Here is a 25,859-nt window from a genome sequence, read left to right as displayed (position 1 = left end):
GCGCTCGAACAGCAGCACCGCAGGACAACTGAGCTCTCACTCGCAGCATGGGCCCCCGTGTGCACGTGCCGGGGGCCACCCCCACCACGCTCGCTCAGGAGGCTTTTTTTGTCCGCCCACCTCAAGGCACGCGGTACGACGCGCCGCCTCGGCCGTACTGCCGCCCTCTCGGCGGGAGTTGCCGTCGCCCTGCTCGGCACCACCCTCTCGACCGCGCCCACGGCGTCGGTCCTGGACAGCCGCTCCTGGCTGGATCGTGGCCTCCAAGACCGGCAAGGGCAGGTACTAGTCCCTGCACCAGTCCCTGTGAGCGAATCCGCTACCTGCTCAGGCGGGCGAACTTCCTTACCGCCAAAGGGAAGAACACCGCGATGATCGCCACCGGCCACAGCAGGGCCAGGAGTTGGGCGTGTTCGGCGGCCCAGGAGCCGGTCGCGCCGCCCGGGTTGCCGAACAACTCCCGTACGGCGGTGGCGGTGGCGGACATCGGGTTCCACTCGACCACCGCGCCCAGCCACCCCGGCATCGACGCCGGGGTGGCGAACACGTTGGAGAGGAAGCCGACGGGCCAGACCAGGATCTGGACCGCCGAGACCAGTTCGGGCCGCCCCGCCACCATGGCGAGCTGGATGCCGACCCAGAGCATCGCGAACCGGAGCAGGAGCAGCAGCCCCACCGCGCCGAGCGCCGCGGCCGCCCCGTTGTGCCAGCGCCAGCCCACCGCGTAGCCGACCCCGGCCATCACCGCGAGCGCCGCCGTCGACTGGAGCATGTCCGCGGTGCTGCGGCCGACCAGGACCGCGCCCGGGACCATCGGCAGGGAGCGGAACCGGTCGATGACGCCCTTGCCGAGGTCCTGGGTGACGGCGAGCATCGTGCTCTCCAGGCCGAAGGCCATGGTCAGCGCGAGCATCCCGGGGACCAGGAACTCCGTGGGGTCGCCCTCCACGCCCCGGCCGCCGCCGACCAGGTACGTGAACATCAGGAGCAGCATCACCGGGAAGGCCAGGTTGACGAGTACCTCGACGGGCTGCCGGGCCCAGTGGGCGAGTTCGCGGCGGGTCATCGTCCAGGAGTCGGCCAGCGCCCAGCCGAACCGCGCGGAGCCTCCTTCGCGGCCGGGGGTGCCTTGCTGCGGGCAGCCTTGCTCCGGACCGCCCTGGCCGGGCTCGCCCAGTCCGGGAATCGCTGTCGTCGCCGCGCTCATGCCGCCGCCTCCGTCTCGCGTACTGCCTGCCCGCCTGCGGGCTTTCCCGCCCCGGGCCTTCCGGTCAGCGACAGGAACACCTCGTCCAGCGTCGGGCGGCGCACCGCGATGTCCTCCGCCTCGATGCCCGCCTCCTGAAGCGCCCGGACCGTCCCCGTCAGGGCCGCCATCCGGTCCGGGGCGGGGGCGCTGATCAGCCGGCGGTCCGGGTCGAGGAGGGCGTCCGGGGGCCCCAGCAGCGCGGCCGCCTCCGCCAGCCGGGCCGCGTCGCGCAGGACGACGTCGATACGGTCGCCGCCGACGAGGGCCTTGAGCTGGTCGGACGTGCCTTCGGCGGCGACCCTGCCCTCGTCGATCAGGGAGATCCGGTCGGCCAGCTGGTCCGCCTCCTCCAGATACTGGGTGGTCAGCAGGACGGTGGTGCCGCCGCCGACCAGGGACCTCACCGCGCCCCACACCTCGGCCCGGCCGCGCGGGTCCAGGCCGGTCGTGGGCTCGTCCAGGAAGAGGACGGCCGGTTCGGTGATCAGCGAGGCGGCCAGGTCGAGCCGCCTGCGCATCCCGCCGCTGTACTGCTTGACGGCCTTGCGCCCGGTGTCCGCGAGCCCGAACCGCTCCAGCAGCTCGTCGGCCCGGCTGCCCGCCCGGCGGGCGCCCAGGTGGTACAGCCGCCCGAACATCTCCAGGTTCTGCCGCCCGCCTAGCTGCTCGTCCACCGCCGCGTGCTGACCGAGCAGCCCGATCCTGCGCCGTACGTCGGACGCCCTCTCGCGGACGTCGAGCCCGGCCACCGTCACCCGGCCCTCGTCGGGGCGCAGCAGCGTCGACATGATCCGTACGGCGGTGGTCTTGCCCGCCCCGTTGGGGCCGAGCACCGCGTGGACGGTGCCGGCTCCGACCGTGAGGTCCAGCCCGTCGAGGGCGCGTTTCTCCCCGTACCTCTTGAGCACGCCGTCCAGGACAATCGCGTCGGTCACGTACCCCGCCACCCTTCCACAGCCTTGTAGTCAAACTTGACTAGCAGCTCGAAGATAAACCGGGTCAGGTCATTCGTCAAACTTGATCAGTCGTCGTCACCGGGATCGGGGACGCCGGTCGCGTACGGGTTCTCCTCGCCCTCGGCGAGCACCCCGACGAACGGGTCGCCCTCGCCCGCGAAGATGTACGCGCCGCCCTCGATCCGCTCGATCAGCCCCCGGGTCCACTCCGCGCCCGTGTCGGCCGAGTGCACCCACAGGTTCATGATCTCGCCGATGTGGCCGAGGGATTCGGGGCCGTCCTCGGGCGTGTAGTACTCGGTGACCGCGTCCCGCCACTCGCTCATGCCCTCGACCCGCTCCTTGAGCAGCGCGACCGCCTCCTCGCGGGGCAGGTCGACGATGAACCCGATCGCCGCCGAGAGGACGTCGAGGTTCTGGTCGTAGGAGCGGATGGCGTCACGCAGCAGGGTGCGGTACTCCGCCAGCCCCTCCTCCGTGACCTCGTACTCGGTACGCGGCGGGCCGCCCGCCGTGGAGGGGGCCGTCTCGTGCGCGAGGAGCAGTCCCTGCTTCGCCATCTGCTTCAGGGCGTGGTAGATCGACCCGGGCTTGGCGTTGGACCACTCGTGCGCGCCCCAGTACTCCAGGTCGTTGCGGACCTGATAGCCGTGCGCGCGGCCGTGCATGCGCACAGCGCCGAGCACCAGCAGCCGGATCGCGGACATGGTGCCCACCCCTTCCTATTCAACTTTGACTAGGGTAGCCCGGCCGACCGGAAGGGAAGAGTCCGCCGGGGGTCTCCAGAACGGGAAGAGGGGCTTCAGAACGGGAAGACCGAGCGCCCGTGCTGGATCGACATCCACTTCTGCGTGGTGAACGCCTCCACGACCGCCTCGCCGTTCAGCCGTCCGACGCCGGAGGTCTTCTCGCCGCCGAACGCCACCAGCGGGTCGTCCTGGACGGTGGAGTCGTTGACATGGAACATCCCGCTGTCGATCCGCTGCGCGAACCGCACCCCGCGCTCCGCGTCAGCCGTGTGCACGGCGCCGCTCAGGCCGTAGGGGCTGTCGTTGACGATCCGTACGGCCTCGTCCTCGCCGTCGAAGGTCATCAGCAGGGCCACCGGACCGAGGATCTCCTGCGCCAGCAGCGGAGAGTCCTCCGGCAGGTCCGTCAGGACGGTCGGCTCCACGACGTTGCCGCGGGTCCTGCCCCGCACGAGCGCGGTCGCGCCGTCCGCGACCGCGCGGTCGACCAGGGCGGTCAGGGCGTCGGCCTGGAAGGCGTTGACGACCGGGCCGATCCGGGTCTCCGGGTCCCGCGGGTCCCCGGACTTCAGGGCGGCCACCTCGGCGGTGAAGCGCCGGGTGAACTCCCCGGCCACCGAACGGTCCACCAGGATGCGGTTGGCCGCCATGCTGACCTGGCCCTGGTAGAGGAAGCGGCTGAAGACCGCCGCCCGGACCGCGTAGTCGATGTCGGCGTCCTCCAGCACCACCAGGGCGCTGTTGCCGCTCAGTTCCAGGATGGTGCGCTTGAAGAACCCCGCAGCGATCGCGGCTATGTGGCGGCCGACCCGGTCGGAGCCGCTGAACGAGATCACCCGGGGCACGGGATGCTCGATGAACGCGTCACCGATCTCGGCGCTGTCGGTGATCAGGACGTTGAGCAGCCCGGCCGGCAGCCCGGCGTCCTCGAAGATCTTCGCGATCAGTCCGCCGCCCACGACGGGGGCGCTCTGATGGGGCTTCACGACGACCGCGTTGCCGAGCGCCAGCGCGGGCGCGACCGACTTCATGGTCACCAGGAAAGGGAAGTTGAAGGCGCTGATCACGCCGACGACGCCGACGGGGAGCCGGTACAGGCGGTTCTCGCGGCCGTCGGAGACGGCGGGCAGCAGACGGCCCGTGGGGCGCAGCGACTGCCGGACCGCCTCGCGCAGCACCTCCGTCGCACCGCGCACCTCGTACGTGGCGCGCAGCCGGGTGCCGCCCAGCTCGTCGATGACCGCCTCGACGATCTCCTCGGTGCGCTCCCCGGTGATGCGCAGGGCCCGCTCCAGGACGGCCCGCCGCTCGTACGGATTGGTGGCGGCCCACTCCTGCTGCGCCCGCTCGGCCGCCCGGTAGGCCTGGTCGACCTCCAGCGCGGTGGCAACGGTGACGGCGGCGAGTTTCTCACCGTTGTAGGGATTGAAATCGATGATGTCCCATGAGCCGCTGCCCGTGCGCCACTCGCCATCGATGTACTGGTGGGCCAGTTCATGGAAGAAGGACATGCAATCCCTTACTGCAGGCGTTCGCAGACTCCTGATGTGACGTCATGGTACTGAGTAATCACGAGAGTTGGAGGAGTCCGCGCAGCAGATCGCGGCTCTCCTCCGGCCCGGGGCTGTCCTCGCACAGGCACGCCATGGCCTTTTCGTACTGCGCGACCTCCTCGGACTTGTCCAGATAGAGCGCACTTGTCAGCTGCTCCAAATAGACAATGTCCGACAGGTCGGATTCCGGGAAACGGAGCATGGTGAACGAACCGCTTTCGCCCGCATGCCCTCCGTAACTGAAGGGCATCACCTGAAGGGTGATGTTCGGCTGCTCCGACATGTCGATCAGATGCCGCAATTGAGCCCGCATCACGTCGCGTTCACCGTAAGGGCGGCGCAGGGCCGCTTCGTCGAGAACGGCATGGAAGGTCGGGGCCCGTTCGGAGACGAGTGCCTTCTGGCGTTCCAGGCGCAGGGCGACCCGGCGGTCGATGTCCGCGGCGGAGGCGCCGCGCATTCCGCGGGAGACGACGGCGTGGGCGTATGCCTCGGTCTGCAACAGGCCGTGCACGAACTGGACTTCATAGATACGAATGAGAGAGGCCGCCCCCTCCAGACCCACATAGGTCTGGAACCAGCCGGGCAGCACATTCCCGTAACTGTGCCACCAGCCCGCCACATTGGCCTCGCGCGCCAGGCCGAGGAGCGCGTCGCGCTCCGCGTCGTCCGCGACACCGTAGAGCGTGAGCAGATCCTCGACGTCCCTGGCCTTGAAGCTCACCCGTCCCAACTCCATGCGGCTGATCTTCGATTCGGAGGCCCGGATGGAGTAGCCGGCCGCCTCACGGGTGATACCGCGCGACTCCCGAAGCCTTCTGAGCTGAGAGCCCAGCAGGATGCGCCGCACCACTGATCCACTCGACTCGCCTGCCGACACCGGACCGACCTTCCCCATCGTCTACCGGGCACTCGGGGCGCCCCTAGGGCCTGAACCCCGAAGCCAGGATTCTGCCACCAAAACGCTTCAGCCCGTACTCATTCGATTACGGAAATGAGAAGACGTCCGGAAAGCTCCGAAACTGCCCGAGGGAAGAAATACCCCGGAATCACCACGGTGTCGGGCAGGTCCGGCGCGTGCACGTGCATCTGCCCTTGCATCTGCCCTGCGCATTGGGAAGCATGACCCCTGCGCACCTGCGTGCTCGTGTTGTGCCGCTGTACCCCCCGCAGTACCGCTTACAGGCAGTGCCGCTACAGCCGCGAATCCCGGGAGTGCCTCGTATGGGGACGAATGGATCGACGATGCTCGAGCCGTTACGGCAGGGGCTTCCCCCGACCGACCCCTCAGGGGTCGCCGGCTCGGCCTCCTGCGCTCTGCCCGCCCGCTACGAAGCGGTCGGCGGAGCACGGCAGTTCACCAGGTCCACCCTGGAACGGTGGGAGCTGAGCGACCGTTTCGACGATGTCGCCCTGGTGGTGTCCGAGCTCGTCACCAATGCCCTGCGCCACGCGCTGCCGAGCGACCCGCCCCGGGAGTTCCAGGACCCGCCGGTACGGCTGCATCTGATGCGCTGGAGCTCACGGCTGGTCTGCGCGGTGCGCGATCCCAGCCGGGAGAGCCCGGTGACGGGCGAGGCCGCGGACTCAGCCGAGTCGGGCCGGGGCCTGTTCCTGGTGGAGTGCGTCAGCGACAGCTGGGGCTGGCACCCCACACCCGCGCCGGCCGGGGAATTCCCGTCGGCACCCCTGCACGGCAAGGTGGTCTGGGCCCTGTTCCGGCTCGCGGACTGCGCGAAGAACGAACAGTGAGAAGCGGCCCACGCGGGCCCCTCCCGGGCCCTTCGCAGGAACCACCTGGCCACCTGGCCGCCGGAGTCGGCCTCCGGCCGTCAGGTGGTCTCAGGCCGTCGGATGACCTCAGGCCAACAGGTGACTTAAGGCCGTCAGGTGGCTTCAGGCCGTCAGGTGGTCGAACTCGCCGTCCTTGACGCCGAGCAGCAACGCCTCGATCTCGGCCGGCGTATAGACGAGCGCGGGCCCGTCGGGATGGCGGGAGTTCCGCATCGCCACATCCCCTCCAGGCAGTTTCGCGAACTCCACGCAGGATCCCTGGGAGTTGCTGTGCCTGCTCTTCTGCCAGACGACTCCGCGAAGCTCTGTGGCCGCCATGCCGTTGTACACGTGGTGCACAGGACGCTCCCCGAGTTGCAAGGTGCAAGTGTCAACTAGATCGGATCATAGCCCTGTTCATATGCCGATGCATGAGCAGATGCACGTGCACGCGGGGTGTTGCTTTGATTACACACTTTCCTTCCTGGAGAAGACCCTGGAGGAGAGACGAACGGCACGCCTATTTGGCTCCCGCTTAACGGAGTTGACCGGAAGAACCTTGGTAACGTGGCGCGGTCTTTCGACCGGAAAACAGCAAGGGGGAACTCCACGTGACCAGGTTCGTACGCACCGGAGGTGTCGTGGTCGCCGCTCTGGCCGCCTCGCTGGCGCTGACCGCGTGCGGCAGTGACGACGACGCGGGCAAGGGTTCCGGCCCGGACGCAGGGGCGAGCGCGAAGCCCGGCGACGGCCAGGCGTCGGGGGGCGGTGGCACGGACACCGCAGCGCTGGACGGCACGTGGGTGGGGCTGACGGACGGCAAGAACGTCACCGTCTCCATCACCGCTGGCAAGGTCGCCCTCGTCGCCGACCAGTCCGTGTGCCAGGGCGATGTGAAGGACATGGGCGAGGTGATGCTCGCGCTGAAGTGCACCGGCGGGTCCACCGACCGGACGATGGGCGCGATCGAGTCCAACGACGGCGAGAAGCTGGTCCTCTCCTGGGACGGCGGGGTCAAGGACACCCTTTCCAAGGCCGACCCGGGCAAGCTGCCGACGGATCTGCCGTCGCTGCCGGAGATGCCCGAGATGCCGGAGCTTCCCGAGGTGCCTCCGGCGTCCTGAGGCTTCGTCCTCTCAGCGCTCGGCGAGGGTGCTGCTGACACGCGTGGAGCCGCCCCGCTCGTCCAGGGCGCGGGTGAACTCCTCCAGCGCCTCCAGGAGCAGCGCCGCACCCCGGCGCACCACCGGGTCGCCGACCGGTGTCGTACCGTCCTCCGCCGGCGTCGGCATGTCCCAGTGGGCCACCGCGTCCACCACCGGCTGCCAGTCGGGCAACCGCCGCTCCCGTACCGCCTTGGCGCCCTTCTCGGTGGCCCGGCGCAACGCCTCGGCCAGCTGGGCGGCGCCGGGCACCGGGTCCGCCGAACGGGCCGGCAGGTGGGCCTCCAGCACCATCGCGGAGCGGCCGAGCTGGGCCAGGGCGTGCTGGGCGTCGGTGGCGGCGGCTCGGGAGATGCCCCGGTGGCGTACGGGTTCGTGCTGGGCGGTCGCCAGCGCCTCCTGCCAGGCGACCCTGGCCTCCCGGGTCGCGATCAGGGCGTCCCGTACCTCGTCCAGGTCGCGGTGGGCCGGGTCGGCGTACCGGTCGACCACCGTCGCCGCGTACCGCCCGTCCGCCACCAGCCACTCGGCCAGCCGGTTGCGCAGCCGCGGCGTCTCCCAGGCCGGGTAGACGGCGTACGAGATCATCGCGAGGAGCCCGCCGACCAGCGTGAGCACGATGCGCTCGGTGACGGTCTGGGACCAGTCGTCGCCCGCCATGCCGAGCAGGAAGACGACGTAGGCGGAGACACAGACCTGGCCGACCGCGTACCCGGTCCGCATCAGCAGGTACATCAGCCCGGCGCAGACCACCGCGAGGAGCGCCGAGAGCCGGGCGTCGGGGTGGGCGGTCTGCACGATGGCGGTGGCGAGCCCGACGCCGACCAGGGTGCCGCCGAAGCGGGCCACTGAGCGGCCGTACGTCTGCGAGAACTCCGGGCGCATCACCATGACGGCGGTCATCGGCGCCCAGTAGCCGTGCCCGAGCGGCAGTGCGGCGCCGACGAAGTAGCCCGCGACGGCGACCACGGCGACCCGGATCGCGTGGCGGAGGATCGGGGAGTCGTGGTGCAGCTCCCGGCGCATCGCCTTCAGCACGACCGGCACCAGCCGCAACAGGGTGGGGCGGTGGCGGGTGTCCGGGGCGAGGTGTTCGGGGACCCCGCTCTCGGTGCCGGTGCCTTCCGCGATCTCCAGGACGTCGTCGAGGAGGGCGGCGAGGCGGTCGGCGGCGCGGAGGGCGGGGCCGACGAGGATCACGTCGTTGTCGGGGGTCTTCAGGACGCCCAGGTCGGTGGCGGAGAGGTGGACGGGTTCGCCGTGGCGGACGGCCCGCGCGGCGGCGTCGAGCACGGACCCGGCGGCGCCCAGCAGCTCGTTCACCCAGGCCCGCTCCAGGCCGTCGGCGGGCACCCCCATCGCCGGGTCGGCAAGCGAGGCGAGGACCGGACGCAGCCGCTCCGCGATGCCCCGGGCGCCGTGGAGCTCGGCGGGGCGGCGGCGGGCCTGGCGCGGGGTGACGGCGGCGGCGCTGCGGGCGGTCATCAGGGGCAGCGGGTCGAAGGGGGCGACCGGGTCGTGGCGCAGGCGCCGGGCGTAGTCGGCCTCGGCGGCCAGCGCGTCGGCGAGCGCGTCGCGCTGGGCGCCCCACCTCCGGACCGGGAACAGGACGATCAGCGCCGCCTGGACCACCCCGCCGACCAGGATCATCCCGGCATGGGCGGCGGCGTCCACGACGGAGGTCGGCAGGGTGATCGTCACGAGCATGATCGCGACGTTGGACGAGGCGATGATGCCGCCCGTCGGGCCCGCCGCCCAGGCAAGACCCGCGAGGAAGGTCCAGCCGCCGAGCAGGCAGAGGAACAGCACGGGGTGCGAGGCGGTGACATAGCCGAGGAACGTCGACACTGCCAGGCTGGCGCCGGAGACGAGGGCGAGCACGGGGCGCGGGCGCCAGCTGCGCTGGAAGGTGGCGATGGCCGCCTGGAAGGCGCCGAACGCCGAGCTCGCCGCGATCTCCGGCCCGAAGAGGACGAGGCTCGTGCCGACGACGAGGGCGAGCCCCGCCGCCCCGCGGAAGGCGATGAGCGGTTCAAGTCTCTGCCGCTCGATCTCCAGCCCCGAGCGGGCGGTCTCCTTCAGCGCCCGGAGCCAGCTCATGGGCCGAGCCTAGCCTCCAACACGGACAAGCCGGGCTTACGCCATGATTTCGCCGTCGCGTCCACGGGAGGTGCGGCCGTGTGTGCTGCCCATGCGGGCCCGGTCGGCGGCCTCGGTGCCGTGGTTCCAGCCGTCCAGGTCGGTGGCGCCGCGGACCCGGGTGGTGGTGGTCCGGGGGAACATCCGCTCGGCGGTCTCGGTGACGGCGACGTCCCGGGCGGCGAGGACGGGGAGCAGTCCGCCGGGGACGGTGCCGGTGCCCGTGTCGGCGTCGGTGCCGGTGTCGGCTGCCGTCGCCGTGGCCCGTTCGGTGGTGTCGGCGAGCCGGCTGCCCAGTCGCTGCGCGTACGCCATCAGGAACGACTGCCGGAAGGTCTTGGTCCGCTTACGGCCCGAGGCCCGCTGCCCGGCCTCCGCCCGGGTCATCGCGGCCGTGCCCTGGACGAGCAGCGAGGTGAACAGCAGCTCGACGGCGTCCAGGTCCGGCTCGAAGCCGACGACCGTGCTGAAGCCGAGGTCGCCGTTCCACACGGCCTGGCAGCGGTTGGCGGAGGCCACGGCGTCGAGCAGGATCGCCTTCGCGCTCTCGTACGGGGGCTCCACCCCGATCCGGCACGCCCCGGGGGTCTCGGTGCTCTGCGTACGGGCGGCGATGAGAGCCTCGTCGATGCTGTGCCGGGCCATCAGCTCCTGCGCCTTGCTCGTCAGCGCCTCGGCCTCCTCCGGGAAGCCGGTCGCCTCCGCCTTCGCCAGCAGCGCCCGGATCCGGGTGAGCATGCGGGGTTCGCCAGGGGCGGGCGGCCGGTGGAGGTGGTCGGCGGCGGTGCCGGGCGCGGGGCCCACGGGCTCGATCGCGGGGAGCCGCAGCAGCAGCCGGTAGAGCTCCAGCAGGTCGGAGGCGTAACTGAACCGGTCGGGCTTGTTGCGCGGCGCGGCCGCGGGCCCGGGCAGCTCGGCGAGCTGGGCGCGCCAGCGGGGCGGCAGCTCGGCGTACCGGGCGGTCTCGGCCTCGATCAGCGTGGCCGCCAGCACCGCCCGCCGCTCGTCGAGCTCCAGCCGGACGAACCGGACCAGGTCGGCGGGGTGCCAGCCCCTCTCCCAGGCGCGGCGCACGAACTCCTCGCCGCGCCGGTGCAGCGCGTCGTCCGCTTCGGGGGCGGCGGCGAGCAGGGAGGCCCCGGTGTCCAGGGCCGCGTCGCCCTCCGCGTACAGCGCCGCCGCGCATGCCTGGTCGATCACCGGTTCCATCCGACCAGGGTAGGCGGGGGCACGGACAGGACCGCTCTACGGAGTAGTCCTACGGACTTCCAGGGGCTTCTACGGGCTTCTACGGTCCTCTACCGCCTTCTGCCGACTTCTACGGCAGCAGCACCAGCTTGCCCCGGACGTGCCCGCCCTCGCTCACCTCGTGGGCGCGCGCGGCGTCGGCGAGCGGGAAGACCTGGGCGATCTCCGCGCGCAGCTCGCCGTCGGCCGCCAGCCGGGCGTTCTGCGCGAGGCGTTCGGCGGAGGGTCCGCCACCGCCGGAGGAGAAGGCGACGCCCAGTTCGGCGGCGTCCCCGTCCGCGATGGTGACGATCCGGTCGGTGGTGCCGCCGCGCAGCTCGATGGAGGCGGGCAGGGCACCGCGCCCCGACGCGTCGAAGACCGCGTCCACCCCTTGCGGGGCCAGCTCGCGCACTCGCTCGACCAGCCCGTCCCCGTACGCCACCGGGACCGCGCCGAGCACCCGGAGGTAGTCGTGGTTGGCCGGGGAGGCGGTGCCGATGACGGTCGCGCCCCGGGCCACGGCGAGCTGCACGGCAACCGAGCCGACGCCTCCGCCCGCCCCGTGCAGCAGCAGCGTCTCGCCGTCGCTCAGCGCCAGCTCGTCCAGGACCCGGGAGGCGGTGTCGGTCGCCACCGGCAGCGCGGCGGCCGTCTCCCAGGACAGCCCCTCCGGCTTGCGGGCCAGCGAGGCCGCCTCGGCGAGCGCCTCGGCCGCGTAGGAACCGGTGGCGCTCCAGCCGAGGACCTCGTCACCGGGGGCGAAGGCGGTGACGCCCTCCCCCACCTCGTCGACCACCCCGGCCAGCTCCGCGCCGGGTGTGGCGGGCAGCGGGGTGGGGAACGCCGCCTCCATCCGGCCGCTGCGGATCTTGTGGTCGAGCGGGTTGACCCCGGCCGCCCGCACCGCCACCCGGACCTGGCCGGGCCCGGGGCGCGGCGCGTCCACCTCTGCCAGGTGCAGCACATCAGGCCCGCCGAACTCTTCGTACACGATCGCTTCCATGAGGCGATCCTCACGGCTGCGGGGGCGGGCGGCCAGTCGGGGCCCGGCTCCGGGGGACTGTCAGTGGCGGGTGCCAGACTCGCATCCATGACCGAACGGTGGGCGGTGTCGGCGACGGACGGGGGCGGGGCGCTGCTCGTGGGGCTGGAGCGGGACGGCACGCCCGCCGGTCCGGTCCTGGCCGAGCCCGACCTCGTCGAGGCGGTCCGCTCCCGGCCCGGCGTGACGCGCTGGGTGTGGCGGTCCACCGCCGAGCTCTACCCCCGGCTGCTCGCCGCCGGGGTCCGCGTCGAGCGGTGTTACGACATCGAGTGCGCCGAGCTCCTGCTGCTCGGGCACGCGGGGCGGCTCGGTGAGCCCCGGTCCGCGGCCGCCGCGCTGGCCCGGCTGGAGAACGCGCCCGTGCCGCCGGACCCGCCCTCCCGGTCCGCCGAACCAGGCGCGCAGTCCTCCCTCTTCGAACCGCCGTCGGGCCCCGGGGTCCCCTTCGAGGGGCTGCTCCGGGTCTACGCGGACCAGGTGCGCCGCCACGAGACCGCCGAACACCCGGACCGAATGCGGCTGCTGACCGCGTCGGAGTCGACGGGGATGCTCGTCGCGGCCGAGATGCACCGGTCGGGGCTCCCCTGGCGGGCCGATGTCCACCGGGAGGTGCTGCACGGGCTGCTGGGCGAGCGGTACGCGGGCGGTGGCGAGCCCCGCAGGCTCGCCGAGCTGGCGGACGAGGTGTCGGCGGCGTTCGGCAGGAGGGTCCGCCCCGACCTGCCCGCCGATGTGGTGAAGGCGTTCGCGCAGGCCGGGATCGCGGTGAAGTCGACCCGGCGGTGGGAGCTGGCGGAGCTGGACCACCCGGCGGTCGAGCCGCTGATCGCGTACAAGAAGCTGTACCGGATCTGGACGGCCCACGGCTGGAGTTGGCTCCAGGACTGGGTGCGCGAGGGCCGCTTCCGCCCGGAGTACCAGCCGGGCGGCACGGTCAGCGGCCGCTGGACCACCAACGGCGGCGGGGCCCTCCAGATCCCCAAGGTCATACGGCAGGCCGTCGTCCCCGACGAGGGCTGGCGCCTGGTCGTCGCGGACGCCGACCAGATGGAGCCGCGGGTGCTGGCCGCGATCTCCCGCGACCGGGGGCTGATGGAGGTGGCCGGTCACGACGGCGACCTCTACAAGGCCCTGTCCGACCGGGCGTTCCACGGCGACCGCGAACACGCCAAGCTGGCCCTCCTCGGCGCCGTCTACGGCCAGACCTCCGGGGACGGGCTGAAGAACCTGGCCGCCCTGCGCCGCCGCTTCCCGCTCGCCGTCGCCTATGTCGACGACGCGGCGCGGGCGGGCGAGGAGGGGCGGACGGTCCGGACCTGGCTGGGCCGCACCAGCCCGCCGGTCGCACTGGCGGGCCAGGACGAGGAGGCGGGCATCCCCCAGGAGGGCGGCGAGGCCACGTCCGACGGCGGCCTGGCCCGGGCCAGGGGCCGCTTCACCCGGAACTTCGTGGTGCAGGGCAGCGCCGCCGACTGGGCCCTGCTCCTCCTGGCCGGGCTGCGCCGCACCCTCCACGAACAGGGGCTCCGCGCGGAGCTGGTCTTCTTCCAGCACGACGAGGTGATCGTGCACTGCCCGGCCGAGGAGACCGCCGCCGTGACCGAGGCGATCCGGGCGGCCGGCGAGCTGGCCGGACGGATCGCCTTCGGGGAGACGCCGGTGCGGTTCCCCTTCACCACGGCGGTCGTGGAGCGGTACTCCGACGCGAAATGAACGGCCCCGGGGGCGGGGGGCCGGGGCCTCCGGAGCAACTGCTGCCGGGGCCTGGAGGCAACTGCCCCCGCCGGAGCCACCGCCTCCTGGGGCCCGGGGGCAACCGCCCCCGGCCGGAGCCACTGCCCCTGGGGGCCCGGGCGCCAGCCCCCTCCGGAGCACCTGCCGCCGGGCCCCAGGGGCACCAGCCCTGCCACCCGGGGACCACCCAGGGGCCCCTCGGCCTCTACCTCTGCTGGAGCTTCAGCCACTCCGGGCTGGTCGCCAGCGCCGTGAGCTGCTCCATGGTGAGCGCGGGCTCCGGACGGGTGGCGGGCGTCGACTGCTCGCCGGAGTTGAACGCCGAGACGACCACCCGCAGACCGTCGGGGCGCATCGTGTCGGCCGTCCACCAGACGACCCCCGCGCCGCCCTTCTCGCCGGGCTGCTGGGTGGTGGCGAGCAGCGTGCCGTCGGGCAGGGTGGTCGCGTCGCCGTACAGCTCGTCGGCGACGCCCCCCATGTCGGGCTGCACATTGATCTGCACGAGGGTCCTGCCCCGGCCGTCGTCGACGACTACGGAGGCGAACCCGTCCTGGCTGTCCGTCCTATCGCTCGCCGTGAGGCCCTCGGGCAGCAGCTTCAGGAAGGTGGGCATCAGCGACGCGTAGTCGAGCGGGGGCTGCTGGGAGCCCTTCTCCTCCCGGCGCGACGGTTCCGGCGAGCGCTCACCGGTGCGCGGGGTGTCCTGCCCGGTCCGCGGGGTGTCCTGCCCGGTGCGCGGCAGGTCCTCGGCGTCGGGCTCCGGCTCCGCGGGCGGGCGCGAGGCCCCGTCGGTGTCCACCGTGTCGGCGCCCGCCTCCAGCGCGGCCGCCAGCGGGCGCCACTCCTCGGCCCGCGCCAGCTCCATGAGCCCCTTGTCGTCGAGGGCGGGGCCGGAGCGACCGGCCCCCGCCCCGCCACCCGTCACCCGGTCGTAGGCGCGGGCGTCCACCGCGATGCCGCCCGCTGTGAAGAAGACGGCACGTGCCGCATCCGACGCCTCATCGGTGCCGCTGCCGGTGCCGGTACCCGTGCCGCTGCCACCGCCGCTTCCGGTGTCGAAGCAGACGGTGAGCCCGGAGTCGTACCCCTGCTCGCCGCTGACGATGCCGGGGGCCGGGCCGGGCTGCTCATCGCAGTCGGCCCCCTTGGCCCCCTTGCTGCCCGGCGCGGGATACAGGAGGACCAGGACCGATCCCTTCCCCTTGCCGTCGTCGTAGACGGCGGAGACCGACGCGCGGTGCGGGGCCTTCGCGTCGCCGCTCACCACCCCCCGCGCCTCACTGACCTTGCCCGGCGGGAGCAGCTCCTCCAGGACGGCGACCAGCTTCTCCTCGGAGAGGCCGCCCGGCACGCTCACCGGGACCGCCGGTCCGCCGCCCGCCACCCCCGTACCGCCACCGGATCCGCCGCTCAGCAGCCCGGCGCCGAACGCTCCGCCGCCGCCGACGAGGGCCAGGGCCAGGACGCTGCCCGCCACGGCGGCGCCCCGGCGGCGGCGGAGCGAGCGGCGCCCCTGTTCCAGAGCACCGTCCACCACCGCCGTACGGGCGGTCAGGTCGAAGGTCTCCCCGGTCCGGCGGAGCTCCTCGCTGAGTTCGTCTTCAAAGGGCATGGGGAACCACCTTTTCTCGTTCTGGGTGCACAGCAGTTGACAGCGCGCGGGCACACGCGCGCCGGGTCAGTGGGCGGCGAACTCCGCGATGGTGCCGCCCAGCAGGGCGCGCAGCCGCCCGAGGGCCCGCACACAGCGGGTCCTTACGGCAGCGGGGCTGACCTGGAGCGCGGCGGCCGTCTCCTCGATACTGCGGTCCTCCCAGTACCTCAGGACCACCACCGCGCGGTCCTTCGGGGCCAGTTGGGCGAGCGCCCGGAGCAGCGTCATCCGCAGCGCCGGATCGTCGGGGTCGGCCGGGGCGCCCTCGGGCAGCTCGGCCAGCGGGCGTTCACCGGCGGAGCGGCGGCGCCGGTGGGTCAGGAATATCCGGACGAGCACGGTCTGCGCGTACGCCGCCGGGTTGTCGATCCTGCGGGCCCGGCCCCAGAGCACATACATCCGGCCCAGCGTCTCCTGCACCAGGTCCTCGGCCAGGTGCACATCACCGCTGGTCAGCAGACAGGCCGAGCGATAAAGATGGCTCGCCCGCCCGGCAGCGAACTCCTTGAACTCCTCGGCACGCGATGTCCTCATGCCTTCCCCCGTTCATCCGTCCTCCGTTCCGCCCCTCCATCTGATCGACGCTCCGGGACCGGGCAAATGTTTCACCCGGCCGGCGACGAGTTCCCGGCCCCAGGGATCACGGGGGAGCCCGCACGCGGAAGCGCCCCGTTCACGCGCCGGACGGCGTGAACGGGGCGCGGGCGGTGGTACGCCTCGCTGCTGCTGTGTCTACCCGCGTTCCCACAGCGCGGGGACGTTCGGCGGCTCCCAGCCCGTCAGGGACCGGTGTGCCTGCCGGCAGCGGTAGGCGACTCCGCCGTAGGTGACGCGGTCTCCCGCGCTGTAGGAGGTACCGGGCGTCCAGGTGGAGCCCGGCGGGTCGGTGGGCGGGTCGGTGGGCGGATCGGTCGGGCCGGGCGTCTGGGCGACGTCCAGCACGAAGTCGAAGGTGCCCTGGCGCCCGTTGCCGACGCTGCGGACGTTCATCAGCAGCTCCGGGTCGAACAGGGCGTCGGTGTTGTTCCGCGGCTCTCCCGGGAAGTAGAGCTGCGTGGTGAGGATGCGGCCCCCGGGGGCCTGGGCCTTCACGTGGATGTGCCGTGTGCGGCCCGGATAGAGGCCCGGCACGATGGTGGTGAGGCTGAACGACCCGTCGGCACCGGTGAACTGGTGCCCCCGGAAGGCGTACTGGGCCATGTCGTACGACCCGTTGGTGTCGGCCTGCCAGAAGTCGAGCAGCGCCCCGGAGATGGGCCGGCAGGCCCGGCCGAAGACGTAGCCGCTCACGGTGAGCGGTACGCCGGGGGTGCCCGGCCTCACCAGGCTGGTGCGCCGCGGGGAGTTGGGCTTGAAGTACGGACCCTCCATCTGCGGCGGTGTCGTGTCGTCGCCGTCGTCGCACTGCGGGGTGGGGGCCAGGAGGGCGCCCCCGCCCGACGGTGCGGCGTCCCGGGCGAGTGCGACGCCTCCTCCGGCGAGCAGAGGAGCCGCGCTCGCGACGATCGCGGCCTTCAGGAGACCTTTGCGGCTGATCCGCCGCCGGTCCGCCGACGCCTCTTCGGAGGCGTTGGGATCATGAGGGGTTGCGTTGTCCATTTGTGGGGTCATGACAGTTCCTCGGAGTCCTCGGTGCGGGGAGGCAGGAGAGGTTCAGGAGGTTCGGTGACGCCGGGTCCCGGATGGGGCGAAGTGGGTCGGAGCGGTGGTCAGACTCGCTGCCAGAGGGCCGGGACGGCCGCCGGGGTCCAGCCGGCCTGGGCCGTGTGCCCCTGGAGGCAGCGGTAGGTCGCTCCGCCGTACGTCACGGTGGCGCCGACGGCGTAGGTCGTGCCGGCCGCCCAGGTGCCGCCCGGCTGGTCGGTGGGCGGCGGGGTGGTGGGCGGGGTGGTCGGGTTGCCGCCGCCGGAGGTGACGAGCGTCAGCCCGTACGCCTGCAGGGCGGGGAGGAGCGGCTGGAAGTACGTCGTACCGCCGGAGGAGCAGTTGCCGGAGCCACCGGAGGTGACGCCCTGCGCCTGACTGCCGGAGATGTACGAGCCGCCGGAGTCGCCCGGTTCGGCGCAGACGCTGGTGCGGGTCACGCCGGAGATGGTGCCCTCCGGGTAGGTGACGCTGGTGTTGAGCTGCTGGATCGTGCCGCAGTGCCAGCCGGTGGTGGAGCCGGAGCGGCAGACCGAGGCGCCGACGACGGACGGGGTGGAGCCGGCGACGGTCACATCGCCCCGGCCGTAGCCGTTGACCAGCGGCCGCGCCACCCAGTTGGTGTTGGTGGCGACCCAGGCGTAGTCACGGCCCGGGAAGGTCGAGCCCTGGAAGGAGCCCTGGGCCTGCTGGTTGACACCGTTGGTGGTGGTGCCGACCCGGCCGCAGTGGCCGGCGGTGACGAAGCCGTGCTGGGTGCCGCGCGTCACGGGGAAGCCGACGGAACAGCGGCCGGACGGGTTCATGTAGTACGCGTCGCCGCCGCGGATGTCCGCGAGGGCGCGGGGCCGCTCGGTGGAGCGGGCGACGGTGACCAGCTTGTCGCCGACCCCGGCGGCCTTCACGAAGGCCTCGGCGGCCGAGGTGCTCGCGGCGTTCACGACGACCCGGTTGGTCTCGACGTCGACGTACCAGACGGGCACGTTCTTCGGTGCCTTGCTCAGCGCCGCCTTGTCGAGCGCGGCCTTGACCGATTCGAGCCGGTCCAGGCTGTGGCCGACGACCTCGGCTCTGGCGCCCGCCTTCGTGATGAGGGCGGCCTCGGTGGCGTCGGTGGTGGAGACGGTGAGGTCCGCCTTGTCCCCGCTGACCCGGGCCCCGGCGAAGCTGGCGCCGAGGGACTTCTCCAGACCGGCGGCGACGGCTGCGGCGCGGTACTCGCCCGCTATCCGGCTTTTCGCGGCTTCCGCGTCGAGTCCGAGGTCGCGTTCCATGGCGGCGAGCAGGCCGGGTGAGAGGCTGTCGGCGGAGACGGCCGGGGCGGTGGTTGCCGCAGGACCGGCGGACGCCACTCCGTTCAGTCCCGCGAGTGCGAGCGCGCCCACGGCCACCGTGGCGGTTGCGGTGGCGAGCACGCGTCTGCGGAGCGTGGTGTTCTCCACGTAACTCTCCTTGTTTCAGGGGGGTGTCCGGTCCGGTGGGGGGTTGGTCCGGACCAGAGAATTGCCGACACCGTAGCCGCGGGCGGACCCGGCACAGGAGATCCCGTTCGCCCCCTCCTCCCGCGTTATGGGGCCCGCCGGGAACGGGAGCGGCCCCCTCCGCGCGCGAAGCCGCCCGACGTCTCCCCTTCGGTGGTACGCCCGGGTAGGTTCGGCCCCATGCACACAGGGCAACTTCTGGGCTCGGGACGCACCGCCGACGTATACGAACTCGACGGCTCCTGGGTCCTTCGCCGCTACCGCGACCGCTCCGACACCACGGAGGAGCTGGCCGTGATGTCGTACGTCCGCGCCTTCGGGTACCCGGTGCCGCGCATCGGTCCGCCCGCCGACGGGGCCCGCCCCACGGACCTGGTGCTGCAGCGGCTGACCGGCCCGACCATGTCCGAGGCCCTGCTGGCGGGGGCCCTGGCCGCTGCCGAGGGTGGCGCGCTGCTCGCCCGGCTGCTGCGCGAGCTGCACGCGATCCCGCCCCGGGTCTCGGCCGATCCGGAGGACTGCATCCTCCACCTCGACCTCCATCCGGAGAACGTGATGCTCACGGACCGGGGGCCGGTGGTGATCGACTGGTCCACCGCGACGGAGGGCCCGCCCGGCTTCGACCGGGCGATGTCGGCGCTGACCCTGGCCCGGGTGGCGCTCGACCCGGAGTTCCCGGCGCCGGAGGCCGAGGCCCGTACGCTGCTGGCGGCGCTCCTCGCGGAGCTGGCCGGTGACGGGGGCGCCGACGCCGGCGATCTGGCCCGCGCCCGGGCCCGCCAGTTGGAGAACCCCTTCCTGACGGTGCCCGAACGGGACTGTCTGGACGCGGCGGTGGAGATGGTGCTGGACTGCGCGCCCCCGTCGCGGGGGTGACAGGGCGCTCCGGCGGCTCGATCCTCCCCTGACGCGAACCCTTCCTCGTCCGCGCGCGCATCGGCGTGCGCTTGACAGGCATTCCCTCAGAACACCATGATTCCATTAATTGACTAATGGAATCGAGGCGAGGCGCGTGGCAGACACGAGTACTCCGAACGGGACCCCGGGCAGCTGGGCACTGGAAGCCCGGGGCCTGGGCAAGCGCTACTTCCGCGGCTGGGCGCTGCGCGACTGCTCCTTCCGGATCCCCGCCGGACGCATCTGCGGACTGGTCGGCCCCAACGGCGCCGGAAAGAGCACCCTGCTCGGACTGGCGACCCGTCAGGTGCAGCCGACGACAGGAGAGTTGCGCATCTTCGGTGTACCGGTCGACGACCCCGCAGTGATGCCGAGATTCGCCTTCCTCGGCCAGGAGAAGCCGCTCTTCAAGCGGTTCACCGTCGCCGACACCCTGCGGATGGGCGCCGAGCTCAACCCCGGCTGGGACGCGGCGGCGGCCGAGCGGATCGTCCGCTCCGGCAATGTCCCGCTGCACGCGAGGATCGGCACGCTCTCCGGCGGCCAGCGCACCCGCGTCGCCTTCGCGCTCGCCTTCGGCAAGCGCCCCGACCTGCTGCTCCTCGACGAGCCCATGTCGGACCTCGACCCGCTCGCCCGCGACGAGATGAGCACGCTGCTGATGGCGGAGGCCGTCGAGCGCGGCACCACGGTGGTGATGTCCTCCCACATGCTCACCGAGCTGGAGGACATGTGCGACTACCTGCTGGTCGTCGCGGAGGGCCGGATCCGGATGGCCGGTGACGCCGACGCTCTCGTACCCGCCCACACCCTGGTGACGGGCGTGACCCGGGACGGCTCCCTGCCGCCCGAGCTCGACCGGCACACCGTGGTCGAAACGCGCGTCCAGGGACGGCAGTTCCACGCGATGATCCGGCCGAAGGGCCCGCTGCCCACCGACTGGGAGACCGCAGAGCCCTCCCTGGAGGAGGTCCTGCTCGCCCATCTCCGCTCACCGGACGCACCCTCGCTCTACACCCAGGGCGCCCGCGTCGACGCCGAAGGGACCCAGGCCGCATGAGCACCTCCACCCTGACCGAGACCCCCGCCGGACTCCGGCCTCGGCGCCGCCTGCTGCGCGGGCTGCCCTGGCTCGTCGTACGCCAGCACCGGACCGCACTGGCCTGCATCCTCGGACTCACCGTGCTCGGCGCGCTCTGGATCGTGTACCAGCGCCACGAGCTGGTCCAGCTGCTCGACGCGGGCGGCTGGCCGGAGAAGGAGGTCAGGCACGCGGTCGACGACACCCGGGGCTACGGCTACACCACCGCCCTCCTCAGCGGACTCCCGCTGCTCCTCGCCCTCTTCATCGGCGCCCCGCTGATCGCGGGCGACCGGGAGAACGGCACCGTACAGCTGGTCACCACCCAGTCCGTGACCCGCCGCCAGTGGCTGATCTCGAAGCTGGGCCTCGCCTACACCCTCGCCCTGGTCTCCGGGCTGATGCTCTCGGCCGTCTTCACCTGGTGGTGGGAGCCGCACCGCTCCTTCTTCCTCAGCCAGTGGATCGAGGGGCCGGTCTTCGACAACACCGGCCCGGTCCTGCCCGCGATGCTCCTCTTCCTGACCGCCGCCGGCATCACCATCGGCACACTCGTGCGCCGGGTGCTGCCCGCGATGGTCGTCACGTTCCTCTTCACCGTCATGACCGGGTTCGTCTGGGACGAGTTCCGGGTCCGCCTCGGCTCCACCCGGATGTTCACCTACCCGCTGGACACCGAACTCCCGGCCCGCTTCGCCGAGTCGTACGAGGTGGACCGCTGGGTCGGTAACGCGAACGGCGAGCTCTTCGGCTGGGGCACCTGCGCCGAGGCCACCGAGAAGGCGCAGAACGCGTGCATGAAGGAGCACGGGATCATCAACAGCGTCATCGAGTACATCGACTACGACCAGATGGCGGCGATGCAGTGGACCGCGGCAGGCATCCTGCTCGCCGGAACGGCGATCCTGACGGCGTTCGTGCTGTGGCGGGTCTCGCGCCGCCCGCTGTAGGGGCGGTGCGCATCCCCTACGTAAAGTGTCGCCCATCGAGCGGAAGGTGAAGTCCGTGGTCGTGTTCCGCATCGACCGGCGCAGCGGGGTGGCGACGTACCTCCAGATCGTCCGCCAGGTCGAGCAGGCGCTGCGCATGGGAGCCCTGGAGGAGGGTGACCGGCTGCCCACCGCCGCCCAGGTCGCCGCGGAGACCAAGGTCAACCCGAACACCACGCTGAAGGCCTACCGCGAACTGGAGCGGGCCGGCCTGGCCGAGGTGCGCCAGGGAGCGGGCACGTTCATCACCCGCTCCCTCGCCCAGCCCCAGTCCGGCCCCGACTCACCGCTCCGTGCGTCCCTGGCCGAGTGGATGGACCAGGCCCGCACGGAGGGGCTCACGGGCCAGGACGTCACGGCCCTGTTCCGCTCGGCGTTCGAGACCACGTACCCGGGCGAGGCGGTGGGCTGAGGGGGCCGTCCCAGCCCCTTCCCGGCCGGTGTCAGGACCGGTTGTAGCGGTAGCCGCTGCCGTGGGCGGGCCCGACGTCGTGCAGGATGCCGGACCCGTCGACGGCGAAGACCGAGGGGTCGGTGTCGCGGCACATCCCGGTGGAACGCGCCTTGTCCACGGTGGCGGTACCGACGTCGATCCGCTTCCCGCCGTTCGTCACGGAGGAGAGCTTCGCCGCGTACTCGCAGTGCCCCGTGCCCTGCACATCGGCGACGAGGGTCACCGCGAGCTGTCCCGGGGAGACCCGCCGGATGACCACGGTGTGGGGCTGGAGGGCGTTGTACTGCGACGCGATGGTCCAGGTCCCGACGAAGTGCTGCGGTACGCGGTTGTCCGGGGCCGGGGGGTCGGGATTCCCGGCGGGGGGCTTCGGCGCGGAACCGGAGCCGGAGCCCCCGTCCCCCTCCCCGCCCCCGGACGGACCGGACCCGCCCTGGGCCCCGCCACCGCTGTCGGGGTCGGAAGCCCCTGAGCCCTCCGCCCCTCCGGAGCCGGACCCTCCGTCCCCGCTCCCCGGCGCCACGGCTCCCCCGGCGCCGGAAGCCTCGCCCTTCCCGTCCTCCTCCTTCTCCCCCTTCTTGTCCTTCTTCTCCTTGTCCTCCGCCTCGTCCTCGCTCCCGTCCGCGGGGCTCCCGGAGGGGGCGGCGGTGGGGCGATCACCTGTTCCGGAGGGCCCGGCCGCCTGGCCGTCGCGGGCGTCCGTGCCGCCTCCGGGGCTGTGCTGGAGGAAGGCCACGGTGGAGCCGGTGGCCAGCACGGCGAGCACCGAGGCCGCCACGACCCAGGTACGGCGTCGACGACGCGGGGCCTTGCCGCCGGACTCGCTCGCGGAGACTACGAGGGCGGGGACGGGGGCGTGTTCCGGCTCCGGCACAGCTTCCGGCTCGGACACGGCCTGCGGCTCGGGCGCAGCTTCCGGCCCGGTCTCCGCCAACTCAGCAGGTACGGAACCGGGTTCGGGTTCAGGCGCGGGTCCCGGTGCTGGTTCTGATACGGGTACGGGTCCGGGTTCCGACCCGCCCGCCGCCGCCCTCGGCACATCCGCGTCCAGCAGCACCGCCGCCTGCCGCGCAAGGCGGGCCAGGAGCTGCGGCGGCAGCCATGCCCCGCCCCGCAGGGCACCCAGGCCCTCCGGCGTAGGGAGGTCAACCAACAGGGCGTCCACACCGGGCCGTTCGGCCGCCTTCTTGGTCAGGCAGCGCCCGATCAGCTCGCGCAAGGAGGCGTCCCCCACCTGGGCGAGGTCCGGCGCGGACTCGACGATCCGGTACATCACGGCGTGCTGGTTGCTCGCCCCGTTCCCGAACGGCAGCTGCCCGGTGGCCGCGTACGTCAGTACGCAGCCGAGCGCGAAGACGTCCGCCCCCGCCCCGGTCTCCTCGCCGAGGATCTGCTCGGGCGCCATGAACCCGGGCGAGCCGATGACCATGCCGGTGCTGGTCAGCAGGGACTCGACGGAGACCTGGAGCGCACGGGCGATGCCGAAGTCGATGACGCGGGGCCCGTCGACGGTGAGCAGGACGTTGGACGGCTTCAGGTCACGGTGCACGATTCCGGCGGCATGGATCCCGCGCAGCGCCCGCAACAGCCCTTCGGCCAGGGCCCGTACGGAATCGGCGGGCAGCGGCCCGTGCTCCCGGACGGCCTGCTCCAGGGAGGGCCCGGGCACATAGCCGGTGGCCACCCACGGGTGATCGGCGTCGGCGTCCGCGTCGAGCACGGGTGCGGTGTAGCGCCCGCCGACGCGGCGGGCCGCCTCGATCTCGCGGCGGAAACGGGCCCGGAACTCCCCGTTGCTGACGTGCTCCTCGTGGACGACCTTCACGACGACCGTGCGGCCCCCCGCGGAGCGGGCCAGATAGACGCGGCCCATGCCTCCCGCCCCCAGCCGGCCGAGCAGCGGGTAGGGCCCGATCCGTACGGGATCACCGGCCACGAGGGGGCGTATGCCCTCCATGGCCGGGTAACGCTCGCCGTCGTGCTGTTCCGTGCTGCCACTCATCCTGACCCGATCCCCCGATGGCCCGTTCCCCTGCGGTCGTTGGCGCTCGGCACAGGATAGAAGCCGTGCCCACCCGGCTCGTTGCGCGCCCCATACCGGGGCCGCGGCCATCGGCACGGGCTGCGGCGAAAGCATGGCGCGCGCCCACCGGTTGCTCTACAGTTTGCGTCCCCATAAGGAGTATTTCGCTGTAACTCACAGCTATAAATAAGGAATTGAGGCAAAGTTGGCGGTTCCCGCCCAACCCCGCCCGGCCCCCGGGCCCCGGGCTCCCGCCCCCTCTCCACAACCGCCTCGGAACCGGTACATCCACACCGAGACCACCCGGCTGCTCTGCGCGGGCCCCTACCTCCGGGCGCGCTTCCGCCGCGAGGTCGTGTCGGAGCTGGTGGAGCACAGCGGGCGGACGGTGGCGCCCTCGGCCGGTGCCGATGTCGTGCCGGTACTGGCCCACGCGTTACGGGCGCGCAGGCTCGAGTTACGGGCCGGCGGCTGGATCGCACTCCTGGGGGTGCTCTTCCTGCTGGCGGACTACTTCGGGGAGAGCTTCGGCTGGATGACCTCCTGGAGCCTGGCCGAGGCGTACGGCCGCAGCTATGTCGAGCAGAGCTTCTTCCTCCCCACCGACGTGCTGAAGGTGCTGGGCGTGCTGGACGTGCTGGACGGCGCAGGCCACCGTCCGGGCTCCGGCGTCTGGGCGTGGAACTACACCATCGTGAGCGCGCTGCTGTGGGCCGTACGAAGCGCCTCAAGGCGCGGCACCAGCGTCTACTCCCTGGACGGCCTGCCCGTCCCGCGCCGGGGCCGACTGGTGGCTCTCGTCCCCCAGGTGCTGATGGCCCTCTACTGGGCGGCGGCGCTGGCCGCCGTGTGGAACTACTCCGCGAACTGGATGGCGGTGGTCTTCCCGCTGCTGATGGTGATCCCCGTGTGGCGGCACCGCAACGCGGTGGAGGCGGTGATGCACGAACGTCTGGGCGCCGAGGTCTTCGGCGAGCTGCCCCGGGAGGAGCTGACCGGCCCCGAGTGGCTGCGGGAGATCGGCCGCGCCATCGACAGGGAACAGAACTCGGGGATCGTCCTGTACGAACCGTCCCGGCCGTTCGTCGGGTCGGGGGGTGCCCTGCCGCCCTGGTCGCTCGTGATGGACCTGCGCCGCAGACAGGGGGCGGACTCCGAGCCGCTCACCGCGGCCGGGGTGCTCGACTGCGTACGCGAGCGGCTGGCGGACCTCGGCCGGCTGCCGGCCCCTCCTTCGGGCCTGGACCGGCTCAGGGGCGTGGAGATCGACGAGTTGGTGTACCTGCCGTCGGGGCCGGCCAGGAGCCGGGCCGATCACGGGGAGACCGCCACGGAGCTGCACCGGTCCGCTTCGGTCGGCGAGGGCGGCGAGGCGCGGCGGCATTTCCTGCGGGTCCGGGTCGCCGCGTGGGATCACCAGGTGGTGGTCTCCGTGCTGGTACGGGTGCACACCCAGGGCGAGTTGCTGGTGCTGGAGGTCGTACCGCACGTACTCGATCCGCTCGAACCGGCCTTCGGACTCGTTGACGCCCTGGTGGAGCGGGGCCGTTTCCCGGCGACCTCGGCGGCACGAGCGCTGCTGAGCGCGCCTGCCTCCGGGGTGGCGGCGGTCTTCTCCGCCGTGCGCACGGTGACCGGCGCGGTCCGTCGGGCGGTGCGGTTCCGGTTGCGGGGAAGCCCGCTGGAGATCCCGGCCGAGGGAGCGGCAGTGTCCGTACGCGAACTGGCCTCCCGGCCCGGGAAGTCGGCGTTGCAGCGGATGGACGTCAGCCGCTACCTCCGGACGATCCAGGAACGCATCGGTACGGGGGCCCTCCAGGCGCTGAGTGAGAAGGGCCATGACACGGGCCTGCTGGAGCAGCAGATCGTCGAGGTGAGCAACGGCGGTGTCTACATCGGGTCGATGAGCGGAGGGGCCGTGGCGACGGGCCGGGGCGCCAGGGCGCGGGCCGTCGGAGCGATGCGGCAGATGGTCCGCTGAGGGGGCGGCCGGCCGTCGGGCCGGCGGAAGGGCACCTGATGAACGGCGAGAACGGCCAACA

22 protein-coding genes are annotated in these 25,859 nt (G+C 72.4%); 8 read left to right on the top strand and 14 right to left on the bottom strand.

Features of this window, described 5'->3' with window-relative positions; translation table 11 throughout:
• Window positions 1-319: 319 nt before the first annotated feature.
• The 5 genes from ACK8N7_RS20480 to ACK8N7_RS20460 form a co-directional block, all read right to left on the bottom strand.
• On the bottom strand, window positions 320-1,207 hold the full coding sequence (locus ACK8N7_RS20480) for an ABC transporter permease (RefSeq protein ID WP_403214766.1): 888 nt from the start codon (window positions 1,205-1,207) through the stop codon (window positions 320-322).
• A complete protein-coding gene (locus ACK8N7_RS20475) occupies window positions 1,204-2,184 on the bottom strand; it encodes an ATP-binding cassette domain-containing protein (protein WP_403214764.1) in 981 nt (326 codons plus the stop codon). Before ACK8N7_RS20475 ends, ACK8N7_RS20480 begins: the two co-directional genes overlap by 4 nt.
• Before the next feature lie 86 nt (window positions 2,185-2,270).
• Window positions 2,271-2,912, bottom strand: coding sequence for a PadR family transcriptional regulator (locus tag ACK8N7_RS20470; protein ID WP_403214762.1), 642 nt, complete (start codon window positions 2,910-2,912; stop codon window positions 2,271-2,273).
• A 95-nt stretch (window positions 2,913-3,007) separates the two neighbouring features.
• Entirely contained in the window at window positions 3,008-4,465 is a 1,458-nt protein-coding gene (locus tag ACK8N7_RS20465; RefSeq protein WP_500443593.1) for an aldehyde dehydrogenase family protein, read from the bottom strand.
• Between the two features lie 58 nt (window positions 4,466-4,523).
• The gene (locus ACK8N7_RS20460) at window positions 4,524-5,405 is read right to left on the bottom strand and encodes a Sco1979 family transcriptional regulator (protein ID WP_176143946.1); all 882 of its coding nucleotides are present in this window, start codon (window positions 5,403-5,405) and stop codon (window positions 4,524-4,526) included.
• 347 nt (window positions 5,406-5,752) lie between these two features.
• Between ACK8N7_RS20460 and ACK8N7_RS20455 the strand changes: the two genes are divergently transcribed.
• A complete protein-coding gene (locus ACK8N7_RS20455) occupies window positions 5,753-6,259 on the top strand; it encodes an ATP-binding protein (protein ID WP_403214758.1) in 507 nt (168 codons plus the stop codon).
• A 144-nt stretch (window positions 6,260-6,403) separates the two neighbouring features.
• Here ACK8N7_RS20455 and ACK8N7_RS20450 read toward each other — a convergent pair whose 3' ends face one another.
• Entirely contained in the window at window positions 6,404-6,640 is a 237-nt protein-coding gene (locus ACK8N7_RS20450; RefSeq protein WP_031123986.1) for a DUF397 domain-containing protein, read from the bottom strand.
• Window positions 6,641-6,891: 251 nt separating this feature from the next.
• On the opposite strand from ACK8N7_RS20450, the gene ACK8N7_RS20445 reads away from it, so the two are divergent.
• On the top strand, window positions 6,892-7,404 hold the full coding sequence (locus ACK8N7_RS20445) for a hypothetical protein (RefSeq protein ID WP_403214756.1): 513 nt from the start codon (window positions 6,892-6,894) through the stop codon (window positions 7,402-7,404).
• Between the two features lie 12 nt (window positions 7,405-7,416).
• Here the strand turns inward: ACK8N7_RS20445 and ACK8N7_RS20440 are convergent, their stop codons facing one another.
• The 3 genes from ACK8N7_RS20440 to ACK8N7_RS20430 all read right to left on the bottom strand — a co-directional run bounded on the left by ACK8N7_RS20440 (window position 7,417) and on the right by ACK8N7_RS20430 (window position 11,815).
• Entirely contained in the window at window positions 7,417-9,543 is a 2,127-nt protein-coding gene (locus tag ACK8N7_RS20440; RefSeq protein WP_403214754.1) for an FUSC family protein, read from the bottom strand.
• Window positions 9,544-9,579: 36 nt separating this feature from the next.
• On the bottom strand, window positions 9,580-10,791 hold the full coding sequence (locus ACK8N7_RS20435) for a DUF2786 domain-containing protein (protein WP_403214752.1): 1,212 nt from the start codon (window positions 10,789-10,791) through the stop codon (window positions 9,580-9,582).
• A 109-nt stretch (window positions 10,792-10,900) separates the two neighbouring features.
• Window positions 10,901-11,815, bottom strand: coding sequence for an NADP-dependent oxidoreductase (locus ACK8N7_RS20430; protein ID WP_403214749.1), 915 nt, complete (start codon window positions 11,813-11,815; stop codon window positions 10,901-10,903).
• Between the two features lie 87 nt (window positions 11,816-11,902).
• Here ACK8N7_RS20430 and ACK8N7_RS20425 point away from each other — a divergent pair, with 87 nt between their 5' ends.
• Window positions 11,903-13,570 carry a bifunctional 3'-5' exonuclease/DNA polymerase gene (locus ACK8N7_RS20425; protein ID WP_500443589.1) on the top strand — a complete coding sequence of 556 codons (1,668 nt, stop codon included), beginning with the start codon at window positions 11,903-11,905 and terminating at the stop codon, window positions 13,568-13,570.
• 226 nt (window positions 13,571-13,796) lie between these two features.
• On the opposite strand, the gene ACK8N7_RS20420 is transcribed toward ACK8N7_RS20425, so the two are convergent.
• The 4 genes from ACK8N7_RS20420 to ACK8N7_RS20405 all read right to left on the bottom strand — a co-directional run bounded on the left by ACK8N7_RS20420 (window position 13,797) and on the right by ACK8N7_RS20405 (window position 18,334).
• The gene (locus ACK8N7_RS20420) at window positions 13,797-15,206 is read right to left on the bottom strand and encodes a hypothetical protein (RefSeq protein WP_403214745.1); all 1,410 of its coding nucleotides are present in this window, start codon (window positions 15,204-15,206) and stop codon (window positions 13,797-13,799) included.
• A 66-nt stretch (window positions 15,207-15,272) separates the two neighbouring features.
• On the bottom strand, window positions 15,273-15,782 hold the full coding sequence (locus tag ACK8N7_RS20415) for a SigE family RNA polymerase sigma factor (protein WP_015609386.1): 510 nt from the start codon (window positions 15,780-15,782) through the stop codon (window positions 15,273-15,275).
• A gap of 198 nt (window positions 15,783-15,980) precedes the next feature.
• Entirely contained in the window at window positions 15,981-16,847 is an 867-nt protein-coding gene (locus ACK8N7_RS20410; protein WP_403214877.1) for a dioxygenase family protein, read from the bottom strand.
• Window positions 16,848-16,957: 110 nt separating this feature from the next.
• Entirely contained in the window at window positions 16,958-18,334 is a 1,377-nt protein-coding gene (locus ACK8N7_RS20405) for an alpha-lytic protease prodomain-containing protein (RefSeq protein ID WP_500443587.1), read from the bottom strand.
• Between the two features lie 219 nt (window positions 18,335-18,553).
• On the opposite strand from ACK8N7_RS20405, the gene ACK8N7_RS20400 reads away from it, so the two are divergent.
• The 4 genes from ACK8N7_RS20400 to ACK8N7_RS20385 all read left to right on the top strand — a co-directional run bounded on the left by ACK8N7_RS20400 (window position 18,554) and on the right by ACK8N7_RS20385 (window position 21,752).
• Window positions 18,554-19,249 (top strand): phosphotransferase, encoded by a 696-nt coding sequence (locus ACK8N7_RS20400; protein WP_500443585.1) that lies wholly within the window; start codon window positions 18,554-18,556, stop codon window positions 19,247-19,249.
• Between the two features lie 136 nt (window positions 19,250-19,385).
• Complete coding sequence (locus tag ACK8N7_RS20395) at window positions 19,386-20,330, top strand: ABC transporter ATP-binding protein (protein WP_500443583.1); 945 nt, start codon at window positions 19,386-19,388, stop codon at window positions 20,328-20,330.
• On the top strand, window positions 20,327-21,301 hold the full coding sequence (locus ACK8N7_RS20390) for an ABC transporter permease (protein ID WP_500443582.1): 975 nt from the start codon (window positions 20,327-20,329) through the stop codon (window positions 21,299-21,301). The genes ACK8N7_RS20395 and ACK8N7_RS20390 overlap by 4 nt, the downstream gene beginning before the upstream one ends.
• A gap of 46 nt (window positions 21,302-21,347) precedes the next feature.
• Entirely contained in the window at window positions 21,348-21,752 is a 405-nt protein-coding gene (locus tag ACK8N7_RS20385) for a GntR family transcriptional regulator (RefSeq protein ID WP_403214875.1), read from the top strand.
• 31 nt (window positions 21,753-21,783) lie between these two features.
• Here ACK8N7_RS20385 and ACK8N7_RS20380 read toward each other — a convergent pair whose 3' ends face one another.
• Window positions 21,784-23,796, bottom strand: a complete 2,013-nt coding sequence (locus ACK8N7_RS20380; RefSeq protein ID WP_500443580.1) for a serine/threonine-protein kinase — start codon at window positions 23,794-23,796, stop codon at window positions 21,784-21,786.
• 226 nt (window positions 23,797-24,022) lie between these two features.
• Between ACK8N7_RS20380 and ACK8N7_RS20375 the strand changes: the two genes are divergently transcribed.
• Window positions 24,023-25,798 carry an AbeC-like domain-containing protein gene (locus ACK8N7_RS20375; RefSeq protein ID WP_500443578.1) on the top strand — a complete coding sequence of 592 codons (1,776 nt, stop codon included), beginning with the start codon at window positions 24,023-24,025 and terminating at the stop codon, window positions 25,796-25,798.
• Window positions 25,799-25,859 lie beyond the last annotated feature (61 nt).

The sequence above is a fragment of the Streptomyces griseobrunneus genome, from assembly GCF_046713465.1.
Lineage (GTDB): Bacteria > Actinomycetota > Actinomycetes > Streptomycetales > Streptomycetaceae > Streptomyces > Streptomyces microflavus.
Note: the sequence above shows the minus strand (reverse complement) of the source record. Positions and strands in the feature narration are given on the sequence as shown.

Bases quoted from the DNA above. Each gene is read 5' to 3' on its own strand.
- ACK8N7_RS20435 (WP_403214752.1), bottom strand. From the start codon at position 10,791: ATGGAACCGGTGATCGACCAGGCATGCGCGGCGGCGCTGTACGCGGAG.
- ACK8N7_RS20380 (WP_500443580.1), bottom strand. From the start codon at position 23,796: ATGAGTGGCAGCACGGAACAGCACGACGGCGAGCGTTACCCGGCCATG.
- ACK8N7_RS20430 (WP_403214749.1), bottom strand. From the start codon at position 11,815: ATGGAAGCGATCGTGTACGAAGAGTTCGGCGGGCCTGATGTGCTGCAC.
- ACK8N7_RS20400 (WP_500443585.1), top strand. From the start codon at position 18,554: ATGCACACAGGGCAACTTCTGGGCTCGGGACGCACCGCCGACGTATAC.
- ACK8N7_RS20440 (WP_403214754.1), bottom strand. From the start codon at position 9,543: ATGAGCTGGCTCCGGGCGCTGAAGGAGACCGCCCGCTCGGGGCTGGAG.
- ACK8N7_RS20425 (WP_500443589.1), top strand. From the start codon at position 11,903: ATGACCGAACGGTGGGCGGTGTCGGCGACGGACGGGGGCGGGGCGCTG.
- ACK8N7_RS20415 (WP_015609386.1), bottom strand. From the start codon at position 15,782: ATGAGGACATCGCGTGCCGAGGAGTTCAAGGAGTTCGCTGCCGGGCGG.
- ACK8N7_RS20420 (WP_403214745.1), bottom strand. From the start codon at position 15,206: ATGCCCTTTGAAGACGAACTCAGCGAGGAGCTCCGCCGGACCGGGGAG.
- ACK8N7_RS20470 (WP_403214762.1), bottom strand. From the start codon at position 2,912: ATGTCCGCGATCCGGCTGCTGGTGCTCGGCGCTGTGCGCATGCACGGC.
- ACK8N7_RS20465 (WP_500443593.1), bottom strand. From the start codon at position 4,465: ATGTCCTTCTTCCATGAACTGGCCCACCAGTACATCGATGGCGAGTGG.
- ACK8N7_RS20460 (WP_176143946.1), bottom strand. From the start codon at position 5,405: ATGGGGAAGGTCGGTCCGGTGTCGGCAGGCGAGTCGAGTGGATCAGTG.
- ACK8N7_RS20410 (WP_403214877.1), bottom strand. From the start codon at position 16,847: ATGGACAACGCAACCCCTCATGATCCCAACGCCTCCGAAGAGGCGTCG.
- ACK8N7_RS20390 (WP_500443582.1), top strand. From the start codon at position 20,327: ATGAGCACCTCCACCCTGACCGAGACCCCCGCCGGACTCCGGCCTCGG.
- ACK8N7_RS20480 (WP_403214766.1), bottom strand. From the start codon at position 1,207: ATGAGCGCGGCGACGACAGCGATTCCCGGACTGGGCGAGCCCGGCCAG.
- ACK8N7_RS20455 (WP_403214758.1), top strand. From the start codon at position 5,753: ATGCTCGAGCCGTTACGGCAGGGGCTTCCCCCGACCGACCCCTCAGGG.